The organism is Pseudomonas sp. FG86, assembly GCF_057808775.1.
Genome location: NZ_JBMDIS010000001.1, coordinates 1 through 17,876 on the forward strand (window position 1 = coordinate 1; position 17,876 = coordinate 17,876).

The 17,876-nt window shown below is 58.4% G+C and carries 11 protein-coding genes; 8 read left to right on the plus strand and 3 right to left on the minus strand.

What is annotated here, in order from left to right; translation table 11 throughout:
- From ACODSV_RS00005 to ACODSV_RS00025, 5 genes are all read left to right on the plus strand, one after another.
- The coding region (locus tag ACODSV_RS00005; protein WP_489045438.1) for an efflux RND transporter permease subunit at positions 1–1,778 on the plus strand (1,778 nt) is incomplete at its 5' end.
- Positions 1,779–2,148: 370 nt separating this feature from the next.
- Positions 2,149–3,315: an SAVED domain-containing protein gene (locus ACODSV_RS00010; RefSeq protein ID WP_032901848.1), complete on the plus strand. Its 1,167-nt coding sequence runs from the start codon at positions 2,149–2,151 to the stop codon at positions 3,313–3,315.
- On the plus strand, positions 3,316–4,566 hold the full coding sequence (locus ACODSV_RS00015) for a nucleotidyltransferase domain-containing protein (RefSeq protein WP_019334920.1): 1,251 nt from the start codon (positions 3,316–3,318) through the stop codon (positions 4,564–4,566). It begins immediately after the preceding gene.
- Positions 4,550–6,334, plus strand: a complete 1,785-nt coding sequence (locus tag ACODSV_RS00020; RefSeq protein ID WP_150054197.1) for a HesA/MoeB/ThiF family protein — start codon at positions 4,550–4,552, stop codon at positions 6,332–6,334. Before ACODSV_RS00015 ends, ACODSV_RS00020 begins: the two co-directional genes overlap by 17 nt.
- Complete coding sequence (locus tag ACODSV_RS00025; protein ID WP_150054196.1) at positions 6,331–6,813, plus strand: Mov34/MPN/PAD-1 family protein; 483 nt, start codon at positions 6,331–6,333, stop codon at positions 6,811–6,813. Before ACODSV_RS00020 ends, ACODSV_RS00025 begins: the two co-directional genes overlap by 4 nt.
- A 29-nt stretch (positions 6,814–6,842) precedes the next feature.
- Here the strand turns inward: ACODSV_RS00025 and ACODSV_RS00030 are convergent, their stop codons facing one another.
- The gene (locus ACODSV_RS00030; protein WP_150054195.1) at positions 6,843–7,391 is read right to left on the minus strand and encodes a 3'-5' exonuclease; all 549 of its coding nucleotides are present in this window, start codon (positions 7,389–7,391) and stop codon (positions 6,843–6,845) included.
- 228 nt (positions 7,392–7,619) lie between these two features.
- Here ACODSV_RS00030 and ACODSV_RS00035 point away from each other — a divergent pair, with 228 nt between their 5' ends.
- From ACODSV_RS00035 to ACODSV_RS00045, 3 genes are all read left to right on the plus strand, one after another.
- Positions 7,620–8,258, plus strand: coding sequence for an antitoxin Xre/MbcA/ParS toxin-binding domain-containing protein (locus ACODSV_RS00035; RefSeq protein ID WP_223817814.1), 639 nt, complete (start codon positions 7,620–7,622; stop codon positions 8,256–8,258).
- 322 nt (positions 8,259–8,580) lie between these two features.
- Positions 8,581–9,021 carry a DUF6957 family protein gene (locus tag ACODSV_RS00040; RefSeq protein WP_050587201.1) on the plus strand — a complete coding sequence of 147 codons (441 nt, stop codon included), beginning with the start codon at positions 8,581–8,583 and terminating at the stop codon, positions 9,019–9,021.
- Positions 9,022–9,287: 266 nt separating this feature from the next.
- Positions 9,288–9,665, plus strand: a complete 378-nt coding sequence (locus tag ACODSV_RS00045) for an avidin-fold protein (protein ID WP_069077313.1) — start codon at positions 9,288–9,290, stop codon at positions 9,663–9,665.
- On the opposite strand, the gene pbpC is transcribed toward ACODSV_RS00045, so the two are convergent.
- Both pbpC and ACODSV_RS00055 read right to left on the minus strand, forming a co-directional pair.
- On the minus strand, positions 9,662–11,959 hold the full coding sequence (gene pbpC / locus ACODSV_RS00050) for a penicillin-binding protein 1C (RefSeq protein ID WP_150095216.1): 2,298 nt from the start codon (positions 11,957–11,959) through the stop codon (positions 9,662–9,664). The two genes, ACODSV_RS00045 and pbpC, sit on opposite strands and share 4 nt — an antisense overlap.
- A complete protein-coding gene (locus ACODSV_RS00055; RefSeq protein WP_150095215.1) occupies positions 11,940–17,747 on the minus strand; it encodes an alpha-2-macroglobulin in 5,808 nt (1,935 codons plus the stop codon). The genes pbpC and ACODSV_RS00055 overlap by 20 nt, the downstream gene beginning before the upstream one ends.
- Between the last annotated feature and the right edge of the window lie 129 nt (positions 17,748–17,876).

Sequence of the window (17,876 nt, forward strand, 5' to 3'; positions counted from 1 at the left end):
TCTTCTGTCTGCTGATCATCACCCTGTCGTTCATTCCGGTGTTCACGCTGGAGGCCCAGGAAGGACGTCTATTCGGTCCATTAGCGTTTACCAAAACCTACGCTATGGCCGCGGCGGCTGGACTGTCGGTAACTCTCGTACCGGTGTTGATGGGGTATTGGATTCGTGGACGAATTCCCAATGAGCAACAGAATCCGCTAAATCGCTGGTTGATCCGGATCTACGAGCCCGCTCTGGACGCCGTATTACGTCGACCTAAAGTAACGCTGCTGGTTGCGTTGCTAGTCTTTGTCAGCGCGTTGTGGCCGATCTCTCGTCTGGGTGGTGAGTTTCTTCCCCCGCTGGACGAAGGCGACCTGCTCTATATGCCATCAGCTCTGCCTGGATTATCGGCGCAGAAGGCAGCGCAACTGCTTCAACAGACTGACCGTCTGATAAAGACAGTTCCAGAGGTCGAACACGTTTTCGGAAAAGCCGGCCGCGCTGAAACCGCGACTGACCCCGCACCTTTGGAAATGTTCGAGACCACCATCCAATTCAAACCACACGAGCAGTGGCGCCCAGGCATGACCCAAGAAAAGCTCGTTGAGGAGCTAGACCAAGTGGTGCGTGTCCCAGGATTGACCAACATCTGGATACCGCCGATTCGTAACCGCATCGACATGCTGGCCACTGGCATAAAAAGCCCTATTGGTGTGAAGGTTGCCGGTACCAACCTGACGGAGATCGATGCCGTCACCCAAGCCATCGAACGTGTTGCCAAGGACGTCTCAGGTGTGAGTTCAGCGTTGGCCGAACGACTGACCGGTGGCCGCTATATTGATGTGGATATCGATCGTAAAGCTGCGGCCCGTTATGGGTTAAATATTGCCGATGTGCAATCGATCGTGGCCGGCGCAATCGGCGGTGAAAATGTCGGGGAGACGATTGAAGGGTTGGCTCGTTTCCCAATTAACGTACGTTACCCTCGTGAGTGGCGGGATTCGCTCGGCGCTTTGGAGCAGTTGCCGATCTACACCCCGCTAGGCAGCCAGATCACCCTTGGCACCGTTGCGAAGATCAAGGTCAGCGATGGTCCGCCGATGCTTAAGAGTGAAAACGCCCGACCTTCAGGCTGGGTGTACATCGACGTGCGGGGACGGGATATTGCTTCGGTAGTCGCCGATCTACGACGGGTCGTCAGCGAGCAGGTTAAGTTGCAGCCTGGTATGAGCTTGAGCTACGCAGGACAGTTCGAATTTCTCGAAAGGGCCAACGCACGACTCAAGCTGGTGGTGCCTGCCACGCTGTTGATCATCTTCGTGCTGCTTTATTTAACCTTTGCTCGCTTCGATGAGGCCTTGCTGATCATGGCCACTCTGCCATTCGCACTGACTGGTGGGGTATGGTTTCTCTATCTATTGGGATTCAACCTGTCGGTCGCCACTGGTGTCGGCTTTATCGCCTTGGCCGGTGTTTCTGCCGAATTTGGCGTGATCATGCTGCTCTACCTGAAAAATGCATGGACCGAGCGTCAAGACTTCGGTGACAACACAGAACGCGGGTTGATGGCCGCGATTCGTGAAGGCGCTGTGCAGCGCGTTCGACCCAAGGCCATGACCGTTGCGGTGGTTATCGCTGGTTTGTTACCAATACTTTTGGGAAGCGGTACCGGCAGCGAGGTGATGAGCCGCATTGCCGCCCCGATGATTGGAGGTATGGTTACGGCGCCCTTGCTATCGCTGTTTGTGATCCCGGCGGCGTATCACCTCATGCGTCGTCGACACTTGTCCGTTTAGTCTGGCAAGCACTGACGCGTAAAAATGCATACAAAAGGGGCTGCGCTTGCAGCCTCGTTTGAGCTGCACAGCCCGTTTTCATCGGTCCTACGCGCGGTATGTATTGAAATTAGCAAGTTTATGTCTTTTGCATAAACTCGCTAATTTCGATACATACGCTGTGGTCAGTGCCGTTACCCACCTGCACTTGCCAGAAAAACGAACGCTGCCGCCACTGCGTCTCGATGAGCCACAAACAGCATCCTGCTCAAAGCCGACTCAGCATTCGTCACCCTCAGATCACTCTTGAAATCGAGGCGAATGACCTTAATATGATCTTATATTGCCATCATCATTTTCAATCATGGATGTTTCTCTGGGGTAGGTCGGAATGGCAGAACAAGAAGACGCTAAACCCGCAAGCGGGCGTTTCAACACAAATGATGAGACGAAGCGGATCGTATGGACACAGACCGCTGGTCATTGTGAACTGTGCGGCACGGATCTGACGTTCGATTATCGTGCCGGCAAGCCAATGAAATGGGGCGAAGTGGCGCATATCCTGCCCGCCAGTCCCAAAGGCCCTCGGGGACGCGCGGATCATGATGCTGAGGCGCACACGAACGATACTGCTAACCTGATGCTCCTGTGCCCAGGCTGTCATGACAAAATTGATCGTGACGCAGACGGTTATCCTGAAAATGATTTGAGTGGTTTACACCAAGCATACCTAGAGCGCATCCGAATCGCCGCAACGACCCCTGATGGTGGCAGAGCGATTCCTCTCATTGTCCAGAGTCAGCATTTCCAGACGATCAACGATATTCCCGTTCGCGATCTGTTGACTGCGATGTCTGCGGAGGGATTAACCGCCTTCGATCAAGGCATCAAAATTGCCTTCCCTGCGCCCGGACCGCGCGGCAGGGACGCTGCCTATTGGCAGAACGTCAAAGACAGCATCCAGTATGAGCTGGAGCAGCAACTCAAGCGTCGCGGCGGCACCTATGGCGACTCGCCCGCGCTAGCAGTAGTAGGCTTGGCCGATATCCCAGCTTTGATGATGTTGGGCCAGAGCATCGGCGATCGTTCCAAACGCTTAATCTTCTCTTTTCACCGCGAGCATCTTTTGCGCTGGCCCGATCAGTCTGCTGAGTCGCCCAGTTTTCTGTTTACGCCTCCACCCAACGGCGATGGTCCACTGGCGTTGGTGCTCTCCATTTCTGCGCAAGTTCCAGTTCGCGACGTGACCGACGCTCTACCCGGTGCACGTATTGCAGAGCTGTCGATCCCAGAGCCAAGCTATGCGATGGTACAAAACCGTCGGGTGATTCATGCCTTTCGTGACGCACTTCAAATACGACTGAGCCAGCTTGAAGCTTCGACTCCTGACCCTATTCACGTCTTCGCCGCTATTCCTGCGGCATTTGCCATCGAGTTTGGCGCGTTGCTCACAACGCAGCATCAACATACGTACCTGATCTTCGATCGGGACAAAGAAAACCAAGATCGGTTTACGCAAACACTGCAATTGGGCTCGGTGGCCCAGGAGGCTAGGTAAATGCTGTTGAGCAACGAACAGACCAAGCGCAGCAGTTGGGAATATTTTCTGCTTCGCGCTGCGCGGGAAATCTCGCTGTCGGAAGCGCAGTACGAAAAAATTAATGACCGCTACTCCCAACTGGAAAAAATCCTCTCGGCTTCCGACAACCCGCTGCTCGCTGAGGCCCATATCTTTGTGCAAGGCTCGATGCGGTTGAAAACGACCATCAAGCCAATCCCCGGCGCGCCTGCGGATCTGGACACCATTGATGCGGACGCGATTATCTGGCTCCCTCACGCTCAAGGCGCTGGTGCGAAGGAAGTTCTAGAAGCGATTGAGCAGCGTTTTAGGGAAGGCTCCCGCGTTCAGGAAGAAGTTAAGCAATTACGTCGTGGCATCCGGATCGTTTATGCCGACGAAAATCCAGGTTTCCACATTGATGTCACGCCTGCCCGCGCGATCAACGGAAATGGCGAAGCAAACGGCGAGGGTAAGCTAGAGGTTCCGGATCGGGTCACAGGGTGGAAAGCAAGCAGCCCTATCCCTTACTCGAATTGGTTGCAGGTTGCTTCTGCCCAGGAAATCTCTTTGGAAAGCTTGGTGGTTGCCAAAAGCCAGCGGATGCTTGATGCCGCGACACAAGATCCTTTGCCGCATTATCAGGATTACATCGATCAAGATCCCCTGCGTGCGACAATTAAGCTGCTCAAGCGGCATCGCGATGAATGGGCCATCAAGACAAGGAGCGCTGATACTCGCCCAATATCTGCGGTCATCACCACCCTAGCTACGCACGCATACCTGGATGTCGTAAAGGAGTCGCAGTCGAAGCCTCTGGCACCGCTCGATGCAATTTTGGAAATCGTTCGCAGAATGCCGCAGCACATCGCGCATAGAGGTAGCGACTGCTATGTCTGCAACCCTGCCGATAACGGCGAAAACTTTGCAGAGAAGTGGAATCGACCGGGCGAGGGGCAAGGCTATCGTCAGGCATTCGCCAAGTGGCATGCGGACGCCAGTGCGTCTGTGTCATTAGGTTTGGAAAGTTTTGAATCCAATGATTCCTTTGCCGAGGCAGTGAAAAAGAATTTCGGTATAGCACCGGCATTCATCACGGCAGTGAACAATGAAATCCCTGCGAATTGGACGATGCCCGGCCGACCGGATGGCACTACTCGAAACTCTGCTTCGATGGGTTCGCTCTTCGGAGGGGCCAGCGGTGGCGGAACCTCTCAGTCGAGCGTAAAGCCAGTTGGACGCCTTGGCTGATCCTATTAAGACGCCATTGCAGCACGGAATCGCCGCACTGCGAAACGCCCTAGGTCAGGATGCTGCCGATGCATTGCTCCAGCCCGCACCCATGCGGGCTGACGAAGCGGCGTGCTTTCACTTCCCCTTGCCCATCGATTACACGGGGCAGGAGCGGCGACTGCGTATTGGTTTCCCCTCCAACTTTCCCCGTGGGCTCTTGCGCCTAAACGTCGAACCCTCTCCATGGCTGGTTTGGCCGCATGCCACCAAGTCGGGGCTTTGCCTTCATGGCTTTCAGGAACGCCCCATCATGGGCTCCCCGGAGGTCGTGGTAGAGGACAGCCTTGCTCGCTTGGCACAGATCGTTTCGTTGTCCAAGCTGGGATCAAGCCAGGCAACGCGCGATATCGAATTTCAGAATGAGATCACTACCTACTGGTCTTTTCAGCACGGTCAGTCATTCCAGAACCTTTTACTGTTGGATCGACCTCAGGCTGCCTCGCAGTTGTTTGCACTCAGCGATCCGCGCCGGGCTGTGCCATCCGGTCAGGAAACGGTTTGGTTAGCATCGAACGTAGCTGCACTCAAAGGGCATTACCGACGGGTTGTCGGGCGTTCCGCTGTCATTCGCGCGGCCGAAACTCCCGGTTTTTACGTCAAGCTTCAGACTTATCCGGATATCCGCACCCCGGATCCAGAAGATTTATTGCCGTGGCTAACGCCCCACCTTAAACCCGACGATGCCGAGCAATTGCTGGCATGGTTTGAGCAGAATGGAACGTTGGCGAGTCGATGGATTGTTCTGGAGCTTCCAGGAGGGGCAGATGCTCCAACATATTGCCTGAATGTGCACTCGCTCGGCGTACAGCAGGAGCGGGGGGCAAAGTTTGGCCTGCGTACAGCGCGGCGCCGGCCAGCTATCGCAAATGCACATCCACCGGCGCTCGTTCGAGCAACTACCCTGGACGTGCTTGATCGAGCGTCCATTCTGTCCCGCGATATAAGCGGCACAGCACAGCGCCTCGAAAATGCTCGGGTAGTTTGCGTTGGTGTTGGCTCGCTAGGCAGTGCGGTAGCAATACAGTTGGCACGATCCGGTGTTGGCCACCTTACTCTCATCGATCCTGACACCTTGGTGTCAGCCAATCTGGGGAGGCACGTTCTGGGAGCGGATAGTCTAGGGAGACTGAAAGCTTCAGCGTTAAGGGGCAAGATTCTGTTAGATCTTCCAACGACAGAATGCACCGCATATTCGACTTTTGCCGAAGTGGTAATGAGCAGCAAACCAGAAGTGTTCGATAACGCAGATCTGGTGGTGATCACGACAGCAGACTGGCAGTCGGAAGTCACTGTATGGCGAGTCAAATCCAGCGGTGCTCCTTGGGGGCTTGTACAAGCCTGGAGCGAACCGCATACCCAAGTAGGTCATGCGCTATTTGCACCAGCCGGCACCTTTGATGGCCGTCATCTATTCACGGACGTCGGCGATTTCGTGCATAGATTCACAGAATGGCCGGGAGGAGGTGTTGTTCCGCTGCCCGCCTGTGGGGAGAGCTTCATCCCAGGTGGCTCACTGGGGATGACCAATATCGCCTCTATGGTGTCGCACACGGCCCTACGCGCATTGACTGGCAACATCGCCACTGCATCTTGGATCAGCAGCATTTACAGACCTGAAGATGTGCTGAGCCTGGGAGGCCAATACCAAGGGCCCAAACTGCCAGAGGGGGCGCAGCAAATCCTACTCGAGCGTGGATGGCCGGAAGATAAGGACGAAACGGTATGACGGATATCGCATGGCGCTGGCGATGGCCGGAGGTGAATTCCGAGCTATTGGTGTCCCAAGCTGTCGCGGACATCTTGGTTAGTCATCGGCAGGGCCTTTTTGGCGTGGAGCGAGGGGGACAGTTATTTGTCAACCCGGTTGATCCGAAAGGGTTGCTGCTGGCCTTGGCCACGGTGCCTCATCGCGCCGATCGGTCAGGCTGGTCTTGGCTAGAGTTGGATGCGGAGCGTTGCCGCCAGGAGATCCAGGCTGCCAACGAACAAGGGTTACGTCTAGTGGGGTATTGGCATACGCATCCCCAATTCGTTCCGGTGATCTCTCCGGCAGATATCGGCAGCTTCTCAAAATTTGCTGCACGTTACACGCAGGATCTGCCGCGCCCGATAGCCGTTATTGTCGGCAAGTCCGAAAAACCCGAAGGTATCAAGGCGTGGTCGTTCAGGGACGGCAGATATGTAGAGGCAACCTGGGTCAGATGAGCTTTAAGTCCGTGAGGGTGGAAGGCAGGTCAGCGTTTAGCTTTACCCGCTAGCATCAGGGCGAATAGCTCTGCCTGAAAGCGAGCATCATCCAATGCGTTATGGTTCGGCTCGCTGAGTGGCTTCAGCGCAGCGGTCATTTTAGATGATTTTGTTTCCTGCCAGCTGCAACCTACAGCGCCCATAAAGTAGGCCTTCATGTCGATAGCGGTAAAACCAAAGGGGTTGGTTTCCAAGTATTTATGAAAGTAGTAGTTGACGAATGACCAGTCAAACGGTGCATTGAGTCCTACGAAAATGACCTTTTGCCCCGTTTTGCAGGACGACTTCAGCCACTTATCAAATGTCAGCATCGCCTGTTGCGGAGCGAGGCCATCGCGCTCCAGCTTCTCCAAACTCAGCCCCGATACTGCCAGCGCTTCGGGGTCGTGTTTCGGACTGTCAGGTCGTAGTTCAAGATAGATGGACGTTTCAGGTTGGGCTACAAGACAAGCTCCAATGGAAAGCAGGCTGTATTCGCCGGGTATAGGCCCAGAAGTCTCGACGTCGACGGAAACATAAAGCTCATCAGGGTGCATGTCATATCCTTTTCGTGTAGTTACCTGATCACGCTCAGGCTCTTAACCATGTGAAGGTGGAAAGGCAGGTATAGCCATTGCCACATTTTTTGCTGTTTCACTCGCTAGCCGGCGTTCGAGCAGCGGCAGTGCCTGTCTACCAGCGGATTGCGCGTTCCTTTGGTCAGCTCTGGGCCCAAGCATAATGATGTGTGTCATTCTCTGATGGCGGATGAGGGCCGGACGATCATGAGTGAAACTGAGCGCTGGATAGTCAAATGCCAGAAAACTGAGGACGGTACTGGCGACATCATCATTGATCTGCCTCAAGAGTTGCTTGACCAAATGAGGTTAGGTGTTGGGGACGACCTGGAGCTAACGGTATTGAATGGCACATTAGTCCTGACGCCCGTGCGCAACGCAACATCAGTGCGGCCCATGTTTGCAGGCGTCCTGCGTCAGGATGCCTATCATGCTTACCGCATGCGGCTGGAGACGCTTCTTCATATCGCTGTCAATGCTTCGGATCTGGACATTCACGACATGATAGTAGCTGGCTTCTCGGTCAGCCTGATCAAAATGCTTTGTGATGATGGAACCCTCAGCGACGAAGAACGCGACAGAATCATTCAACCCAAAACGCTCAAAACAAAACTGTCAGCCAATCAGCTTTTAACTTTGCATGAGAGCGATCGCCTGTTCCGGTTTGCACATATTACCGCCATGGCCGAGGTGATCTTCGGTGACAAAGGGAAGGCCAAACAATGGCTTTCCAAACCCAAATCCCGTTTTTTGGGAGAAAGCCCATTGGCGATGGTCACTACAACCTTTGGCACACATCTAGTCGAAGAAATGCTGATTCAAGTGTCTGAGGGCATGTCATTTTGATTCAGTCGCAGCCAAACGGCTTCTACCGCTCCTTGAGTAACATGGATTTCATGCGCCTAATACCGGCGTCGCCTTGCCGAATACGGCATGCACGGGCATCCATGAAGCACTAGGTTTCACCCACATTGGCACCTACCGCTAGGTAGGGATCACGCGCGGCAATGGCATAGCTGGGTACTGGCGCAAACCACTTTATCCGGTGACAGCTCGATAGAAATCATCCCGTTCAGTGAGATGAAGGGAGAAGACGGAACAGCCATGAGATCACCCTGCTGCTATCCGTCGGCATCGGAACCTGGTGATCCGCTAGGAGCTAAGCTGAATGATGCTTCTCGTTCGAATCGGTTTTTTTGATCGGCAGGAGGTACAAATGAATTTGGCAGATTATGTTTCAGTGCTTTCTGCGGGTGAGAAAATAGATGGTTGCCAACTTACCACCTCAGATGCTGTGGACCTCGCCAGTCTGCATTTTCCTTCCAGTGCCTATTGTCTTGTTGCTGATTGGGCAATATTGGATCTCGACATTACACTACGTCAGCGAAAAGCCATTACGGATAGACAGCTAATACCTGCTCTCGTTTACGCTTTGACCGTTATCCAAGACAGTAAAGGCCGCTTCCTGCCTGGTGATTGGGTCCGAACAACGCTGGGTGCTTCCTTCACCCATGACTGCTTATTTCGAACAAAAAACACAGTTTATGTGCTGATGGGGACCGGTCGAAGGTTGCGCACGCATTTAGACATCGCACTGAGCCTGTGCTGAAAAAAGACTATTTCCGCACAGGTGAGTTACCGGTCGCGCTTACATAATATTTCGGCCTGAATGAACGCTCTCGCTGTTGTGTCAATCTATGTTGTTACCAATCGAACCCCGTATTTGAAGTGCGACCTGTCTGTGTCAATCTATGTTGCTGTTGCCTTTACCCCGAATCATCCTACAGACCCCGATTTACGGGAGGGGCTGTGTCAAACTATGTTGTTGATAACCACAACCGGGTCTCCAGGCCCCCGCGAAAGGACGCGCCTTCGATGAACACCCCCTCGCAAATCCACAAGCGTTTGAACAACCGCCGATTCACCGTCGCCAACAACACCCACGGGCTATCCGGCGCGGGCACGGTGTTTCATTACCTGGTTGAGGGCGATGCGGTTTCCGGTACGTACCAAGGCGGTCGAATTCGCTTGGGTACGCAGGTTGGGCGCGTCACAGGTCCAGACTCTATCGAGCTGTTGTATCAGTGCCTGACGCTGGAAGGTGAACTGCTGGCCGGCTGGTCGCGAGGCATCGTCGGTGTGGATGCTGTCGGGCGTACCACGCTGAGTTTCGTGTGGGGGTGGTTGTCGGGGGCGACAGGAGGTGGGGAGTCGAACTATGTGGAGATTGCAGAGGGTGATGGCCACACCTAAGGCACAAACTCCACCCTCAACCCCCGGCTCACACTCCGTCCCTGATCATCACTGACCCGCAACCGATACTCGCCCGACTTGCCCGGCCGCCAGTTCAAGGTGGCTTGTGGCGGGCCCTGGCCGATCAGGGTTTGGTCGGCGAACCAGTAAAGCGTCGTCGCATCGCTGGCCGCGTTCGCGTTCAGCGGGATGCTTTCCTGGGGTTGGGACAGGCGCAACTGATAACTCACTTGCGTCAGGGGCGAGCGGATCTGTGGGGCTTCGCTCTGGTCGCTGATGCGGTTGGGCTGGCAGTTTTTCATCACGCCGGGCGGCGTGCGGCGGGGCAGGCCGGCGGCGCGGTACAGGCGTTGCACGTCGCTGGGCCAGAATTCGAAGACTTCTTCGCGGGTGTACTGTGGATCGAACGGCGGGCACGCGGCCTTGCCGGTGCGGGTGTCGATCAGCACCGGGCGATGCAGGTTGGACACGCGAATCGGCGAGACGCCGGGGATGTACCAGGTCTTGCGGGTTTGCGGGCACCAGCGGTTGGGCAACTCGCCGGACGCGGCGCACACGTCGATGCGCACCAGCCCGGCGGGCGGCTTGTCGGGCTTGATGACGGTGTTGGGCAAGGCCAGGGGCAGGGCATCGGCGATGCGGAAAAACAGCGGCGCGGCGGTCTTGGCGCCAATAAACGCGGGGTTCGGGCGACCGTCGAAGTTGCCCACCCACACCACCAGCACATAGGGGCCCACCAGGCCGGCGCTCCAGGCATCGTGAAAACCCCACGAGGTACCGGTCTTCCAGGCAGTGCGCCAGTGGCGGCCGGGCAGGCCATCCGGGCGCGGGTTGCGTCGCAGCATGTCGCGCACCATAAAGGCGGCCTGGGGCGTGAGCAGCGCCGCTCCGGTGGTTTGCGGCTGTTCCTGTAAATAGCGCAAGGGCCGCAAATGACCGTCACCGGCCAGCATCACGTACAGCCGCGCCAGTTCCTCCGGGGTCATCTCACCGCCACCCAGCGCGAGCGCCAGGCCGTAATGGCTCTCGTTGCGCAGGCCCTTGATGCCCGCCTGTTGCAGTAATCCGTAGAGCGAGGGCGATTTCACCTGGCTGGCCAGCCACACGGCCGGGATATTACGGCTACGGATCAACGCATCGCGCGCCGTCAGTGGCCCGACAAAACTGCCGTCGAAATTTTCCGGTTGGAAGTAGCCGAAACTACTGGGCAGGTCCTTGAGGATGCTCATGGGGTGGATCACCCCTTGGTCCAGCGCAAGCCCATACAGAAACGGCTTCAGGGTCGACCCAGGCGAGCGGCGCGACAACACGCCGTTAACTTGGCCGTGGATGCCTGTGGATAAATAATCCGCCGAACCCACCAGCGCCTTGACGCTCTGGTCGCGACTGTCGATCAGGATGGCGGTGGCGTTTTCCACACCGGTGCTGCGCCGCTCGGCGATAAACCCGCTGATCAGGCGCTCGAGCAATTGCTGCAAGGGCAGGTTGAGGGTGCTGTTGAGTTCGTTACCCGGTTGGGACGCGAGCAGTTGTTCGCTCAGGTGCGGTGCCAGGAACGGAATCTGCTGGCGGTTGCGTGCTTCCAGGGGCAAGTCCAGCAAACTGTCGTTACGCACGTCCTGTGGATAAGTACTCCGCCAGTCATTCATCAAGCGCAGCCGTGCGTTTTGCAGCGAGGGGCCGAAGCGCGCACGCCTTCCCGGCTGTTGCGGGATCACTGCCAGCGCCAGGGCCTCGGATAACGAAAGCTGCGCCGCTGACTTGCCAAAATAGATGCGACTGGCCGCCTCCGCGCCTTCGATATTGCCGCCCATGGGGGCGAGGTTCAGGTAGGCCTCCAGGATGTCGTGCTTGCTGTAGCGCGCTTCCAGCCACAACGCCAAGGCCATCTGCTGCAATTTGCCCGGCACCTGGCGCGTATTGAGGTCCCATAGGCGCCGCGCCAGTTGCATGCTCAAGGTCGAGCCACCCTGGCGCTGTCCGCCGCTGTAGGTGGCCATGGCCGCGCGCAGCAGCGCCGGGGGATTGATCCCCGGGTGCCAATAGAAATTGCGGTCTTCCTTGAGCAGCAAGGCTTCGACCAATGACGGCGAGATCCGCTCCAGCGGCAGCCAGAGGCGGTATTGCCCATCATCCGCCAGGGTCATGCGCAGCAGCGAGCCATCATCCGCCAGCACGACCCTGGAGGACGTTACCGCCTGTTCCAGCGGGGCATGGGGCCAAAGCCGCAACCCCGCCAGTACCACCGCCGCTGCGAGCAGCGGCGTCAGGCACTTAAGGCTTGGTAATTTCAAGCTGGCCTACTTTGCCACGCCCTTGCAGGGTGGTTTCGTACATACCTTCGGCGTAGGCCGGTGGTGTATTGAAGGTGCCGGCGTTGGTGGCGCGCACGCGGTAGACGAAGGTGCCTGCATCGCGCAACGCGGTGCCGTACAACACCACCCGATCATCGCGTACATCCACATAATCCGGCTGCCAGTTGCTCAACGCGGTCTCGCCGATCGGCGCTTGCCAGGTGTCGGCTTCCTGGTTGTCTTCGACGTATTCAGACTCTTCGCCTTCACCTTCGCTGTCCTCGCCGCTGGCGGTTTCCGGCTCCGGCGGCAAGTTATACACAGGCTCGACGCCACCGGGCAGCAGGTCAACCACGGCCACTTGCTGCACCTGATCGCGATCCGTTGCGCGCAGGCGCAGGCGTACGAGGAATTCGTCGCCCACCGCGACCTTGCTCACCGGCTCGCCTTTGAGGTCAAGGTACTCGTGGATGATTTCCAGGCCGTTGTTGATGGGCTTGAGCTTGGCGCCCTTATCGAAACCGGCTTCGCTGAGCATGTAGAACGCTGCCGGGCCTTCGGTTTTTTCCATCAGCAGTTTTTGCGTACCCACGGGCACGGCGGCACGCGGTGGCTGGCCGGCCATCTCCAGTAATTGTTGCTGTTTGTCACCCAGCCACGCGGTGGCCTTGAGGGACATGTCGCTTTGCGCGCGCTGGCCATAGTTGTCCAAGGCCCGCAGGAGCAGGGCGGCCGAGAGTGAGTTGTAGCGCTGTTCGTTCAGGCGCTTGCCGAGTTTATCCAGCAACGCCGTGGGTACCTCGTCAAGCAGCTCGGGGAAGTGCCGAGCCAGCAGGTGCAAGTGTTCGGCATCGTGCACCAGCGGGTCGTAATAAAGGCCGTCGCTGTCCCACTTATCCACAAGCGAACGCCATGGGATTTTGCGCAACAACGTATCGGCCTGGCGATCCTGCTTGAGCAGCTTGTAGCTGGCGGCCAGGTAGGCGGCACCGAGGTCGTTCTGCCAGCTGTCCTTGAAGGTGCTTTCGTAGCGTTCGCGGATATCGCTCAAGGCGCCACTGACGAGAATCCCCTGACGGCTCAGCAGGTAACTGGCGTAGGCACGGTTGCGCAATTCCGACAGGCCTTCGCTCGGGCCGTTGGCCAGGTCCGTCAGATAGGCGTTGGCCCGCACCAACAGGTCTTCCGGTACTGGCAGCCCACGCTCCTTGGCTTCGATCAGGAAGTCGGTGGCGTACAGGCTGGCGTAGGGTGCTACATCCGGGTTGGCCGCCCATAAACCAAAGCCGCCGGCCTGGTTCTGGCGTTGGCGCAGCATGCGCACCGCGCTGCCGAAGGCTTGCTCGGCCTCTGGCGCCGTACCGCCCCAGATCAACGCTGGCATGGCCTTGGACACCAGTTGTTCGGTGCAGGCATAGCCATAATCATCCAGGTAGTGCTTGAGGCCATTGGCCCACACTAACGGGGAGGCCGCCACACCCACCTGTACATCGCGCAGTTGGTTGAACAGTTCGCGGGTGGGCTTGAGCTCTTTGCTGGCGCTGTCGAAACGTCCTAGGCTCAGGGCCACGCGATGCTCACTCAGGGGGCGGATCGACGTGGTTTCCGCCACTTGGATACGCTTGCCGTCCGGCAGCACCGCGACAAAGCGCAGATCCGCCGAGCCGAGGTGCTCGCCGACCTTGATCTTGAACTCGGCGGTACCCTCCTTGCGCGGTTGCAGTGACAAGGTTGTGCCCTTGCCGCCCTGGACTACCAGTCCGTCGCTGGTCTGCACTTCAAACTTCACATCCGCCGCGGCATCCAGGTTGCTGAACACCCCGGCACTCACGTTGAACACATCCCCCGGCGCGACAAAGGCCGGTACGTTGGGGGTAATGACGATCGGCCCGCGTACTTCGGTGTTAGCCTCGCTGACACCGACGCTGTCAGCATCCACGGCCACCGCAAACAGGTGCAGCTTGCCATTGAAGCTGTCTGGCACCTGGTAATGCAGCACGCTTTCACCGGCGGGCAGGTCCACCAGCCCGGACCACCAGGCCACAGGCGGCTGATGTTTGCGCTTGAACGGGTTGAGGTGATTGGCTAGGGCGCCTTCGGTATCGCCACCGGGCGCGGCCCCACTGAGCAGGCGGCTGAATTCCGGCAGGATCAGGTCAAGGATCTGACTGGTGCCGACCTCCAGTGCACGCTTCTGGAAGAAGAAGCCCAACGGGTCCGGCGTCTGGTAGCGCGCTACTTGCAGGATCCCTTCGTCCACCGCGTAGACCACCGCCCGGCCCGGGCGGTCGGCGGTGACCTTGATATCCAGGGTCTGCCCCGGCTCGATCTTCGCCGGGCCTTCCACCTTCAGCGCCATGCGCCGTGCGTCGAGGTTGATGCTGAACGGCACCACGCCATAGGACAGCGGGCTCATGTACACCTCGGCCGAACCCATGTCGCGTACAAACTGCACGTTGACGTAGGCATTGCCCTCAAGCCCTGCGGGAACGCGGATATGTTGCACGCTGTTGGTGCTGTCGGCCTTGAACCATTGCTGGGTATAGACCTTGTCGCGTTCGATGGTGATCAGGCCCGCACCGGTATACGGGGCACGGATGCTGATCGCGATCTCGTCCCCGGTGGCGTAGCTGCGTTTATCCAGGCGCAGTTGCAGCTCGGCGTTGCGTTCCAGGGAGCGCGAAGTGTTGCCACGCCCGGCCACGCTGTAGTCGATCTGGTTGAGCAGGTTGCCGTTGGCATCCTTGAGTTGCAGGGTGAAATCGCCCGGCGTGGCGGTGTTCAGTGTCTGCTTGGCGCCTTCCTGGGTCATGACCACCGGCGAGGCCGGCTGGCTGATGTTCTTGATGCGCGACTCGTATTTGTAGGTGCCGTTGGACTGCTTGACCAGCACCGAGACGTAGCGGTGCTCGACCACTTCGCTGGTCAGGCCATCCACCGCCAGCGGCGTGAGGTCCGGCGCCACGGCCAGCCAGTGCACCTGGCGGGGAGCGTCCTTGGCGACATACGACAGTGAGTCCTGACTTTTCACACCGACCAGATAGGGCGCGGACGACACCAGCAACGCACTTTGCGCCGCCACGTTACGTCCACCTTCGGCTTCAAATACCTGGGTCATCACTTGCAGGCGGTAGGTGCTGTTGGCAAAGCGTTGCAGGTTGAGGTCCAGCAGCGCCTGGCCGTTATCGTCGACGGTGGTCTCGGCCAGGTCTTCGGTGCTGGCCTCGTCCAGCGAGTTGTTGAGGCGGAAGCGATAATCGGGGTAGCGATCGAAGGCTGCCAGCGTCGGGCTCAGGGACATTTTCGCGGTGACGCGACGGCCGGACGCCGGGGCCCCGAACAGGTGCATCGCGGTGACTTTGGCCACCACCTGGTCCGGTGGAATCCAGCCCAGCACCGGGGTGTCATGCAGGCTGAGGCTGACCTTCATACGGTCCGGCTCGAAATCGCGAACCTTGAAGCTGACGCTGCCCAGGTCTGTGCGGGTCTGCTTCTGGCCGATCAACTGCAAGGTGGCGGTGTAATCCCCGGCGGGGGCGGTCTCGCTGCTGGGGAAATCAAAGGCTTCAAAGCCGCTGGTGGACAGCTTCAGCGGTTGGCGAATCACTTCCAGGCCGCGTGGGTCGGTGATCTGCAGTTCCACCGGCAGGCCCTGCAGGGCGCCTTTCCAGTTGCCGTTGCGTACGATCATGCCCAGGTGCGCGGTTTCACCTGGCCGGTACAGGCCACGGTCGGTGAACAAGTAGGCGCTGAGACGATCGATCGCACCGTCCTCTTCCAGGCCGCCGACATCGAAGCGCGATAGATCCAGCTGCTGGGACTGACGGGCAATCGGCAGGAAGGATTGGTCATTGCCACGGCTGACCACATACATCAGCGGCGTTTTCTCACGGCGCAGTTCATCGAGCTTGGCGAAATGCGCGTGGCCTTCGTTATCGGTGTGGCCGCTGGCGACCGGCAAACCGTTACGCCCGATGATATCGACCTGGGCGTCGGCGACCGGCGAGCCATTGCCGATGGACTGTACATACACATCATGGCTGCCGTCGCTGGAGCGTTTGGCGATGATCCCCAGGTCCGTGACCACGATAAAGCGCAGGTCGCTGGTACTGCTGCGCGAATAATCGAAGGTGCGTTCGGCCGGTTCATCCTGCGGGCTGAGCTTGAGCACGAAGATGCCGCGACGACCGCCGTTGGCGGTGAGGTAATGGCTGAGGTCGACGTTGTCATAGACGGTTTTCGCCGGGTCATTGGACGAAAGCGGAATATCCAGCGCCTGACGCTCGACCATGCGATCGAAATACTCGTTGCCGAAGTTAGGCCGGGCGAAGCTGCCGCTGCTTTGGTCGACCAGATGCTGCAATTGGTTGGGCAGCAGGCGCGCGATTTCCACATGGGCACCCGGCACGCCACGGGCCATGAAACCCAGGCGTTTTTCGCCGTTGAGGCTGAGCAGGGCGCCGTCGGAGAGGAACTGCAAGGTGCGCGGATACGCCGGCATGCTGATCAGGGACGCTGTGGGGTTTTTCGCCAGGTAGCCGCCGATGGCTTCCAGGTTGGCGGGCACTCGCACATACAGCGCTCGGCCGGCCGGGGCCTTGAACTTGAAGGCGTGCAGGGTGTTGAGCGGCTCGACGCTGGGCACGTGGGTCAGGTTGACCTTGGTGCTGCGGGCGAGCAGGGCATCGTCGATATCGTTGCTGTTATAGGGGCGGGTGTCGTCCTGGGCTTTTTCCGGCAACAGCCAGGCCTGGACCTTATTGGCGATGGTGTCATCGGCTACGGCACTGGAACTGCTGAACATCAGCACCGGCTCCGGTTCGCCGCGTTCGTTGTCCACAAAGCTGACTTCGGCGCCGGTAAAGGTCAGGCGATAACGACCCGGTACGGTGACTTCCGCCACCAGCGGTGCGGTGCTGGCGTTACCGCCGTCGCGGGCCTTGATGCCTTCATCGAGCTTGGCGCTGACCGGCGTGCTTTCCAGCGGTGTAGCCAGGGCGGCAGAGCGGACGAAGGCGTTGAGCTTGGTGTCGTCGAAGGTGATTTCCGGGCGGTTGTGCAGCTGTGCATCGCGGTAGGCCAAGCCTTTTCCGAGGGCGACCGATACGCGCTTGCGCACGCTTTCTTCATCAACCGGGTGGGAAAAACGGAAGGTCGCTACCAGTTGTTTCAGGGTTGGGTTGGATGGGTCCTGGTACAGCTCGTTTTGCGCCAGGCTGGCGCGGAACGGCTGGGTGGAGAATTGGCTGCTGTACTGGCTGAGCAACACGCCGTCGGCCAGCAGGCTTTTCTTCGCCAGGTCGAGGGTGTAGTGGGCGTCAACGGGCCAGTCTTTTTCCGGCACAAACACCAGGCTGCGATCATCCGACCAACGCCACGTGCCCGCTATCGCGGGCTTGAGGCTGATGCCCTCGCTCACGGGTTTGCCGATGGCGGCCAACGGTGCCACGGATTCGGCAAAACGCACCTGCAGGTTATCCACAACCGGTGGCTGCTGGGTGTAGTCGGTCAGGTTGGGTTTATGCAGCGAATAGCCCACGGTGTGGGGCTGCGGCAGGTGGGTGTACCAGTGCCAGCCATAGAAAGCCGCGGCGGCCAGCAGCACCAGGCCCAATACGCCGGCACCGGCCTGGCGCGGATAAGCGCGGGCTTTGTTGCCCAGGTTCGCCAGGCCGCGGCCAATGGCACGCAGCCATAGCGGCGGATGCCATTGACCGAAAACGGCCCCCACCACAGTCAGAAACACACCGACAACACGACGGCTGATGGCTTTGAGCGAATCGAACATGGTGAGCATCCCTGGCTAAGTGCGGCGTATCTTACACGCGTCTTTGATACAAAAGATGACACCGATACGCCGCACGGCGGGGATGTTTACCGGGTCAGCGGGGCCCCTCCCACATTTTGATCGTCATTG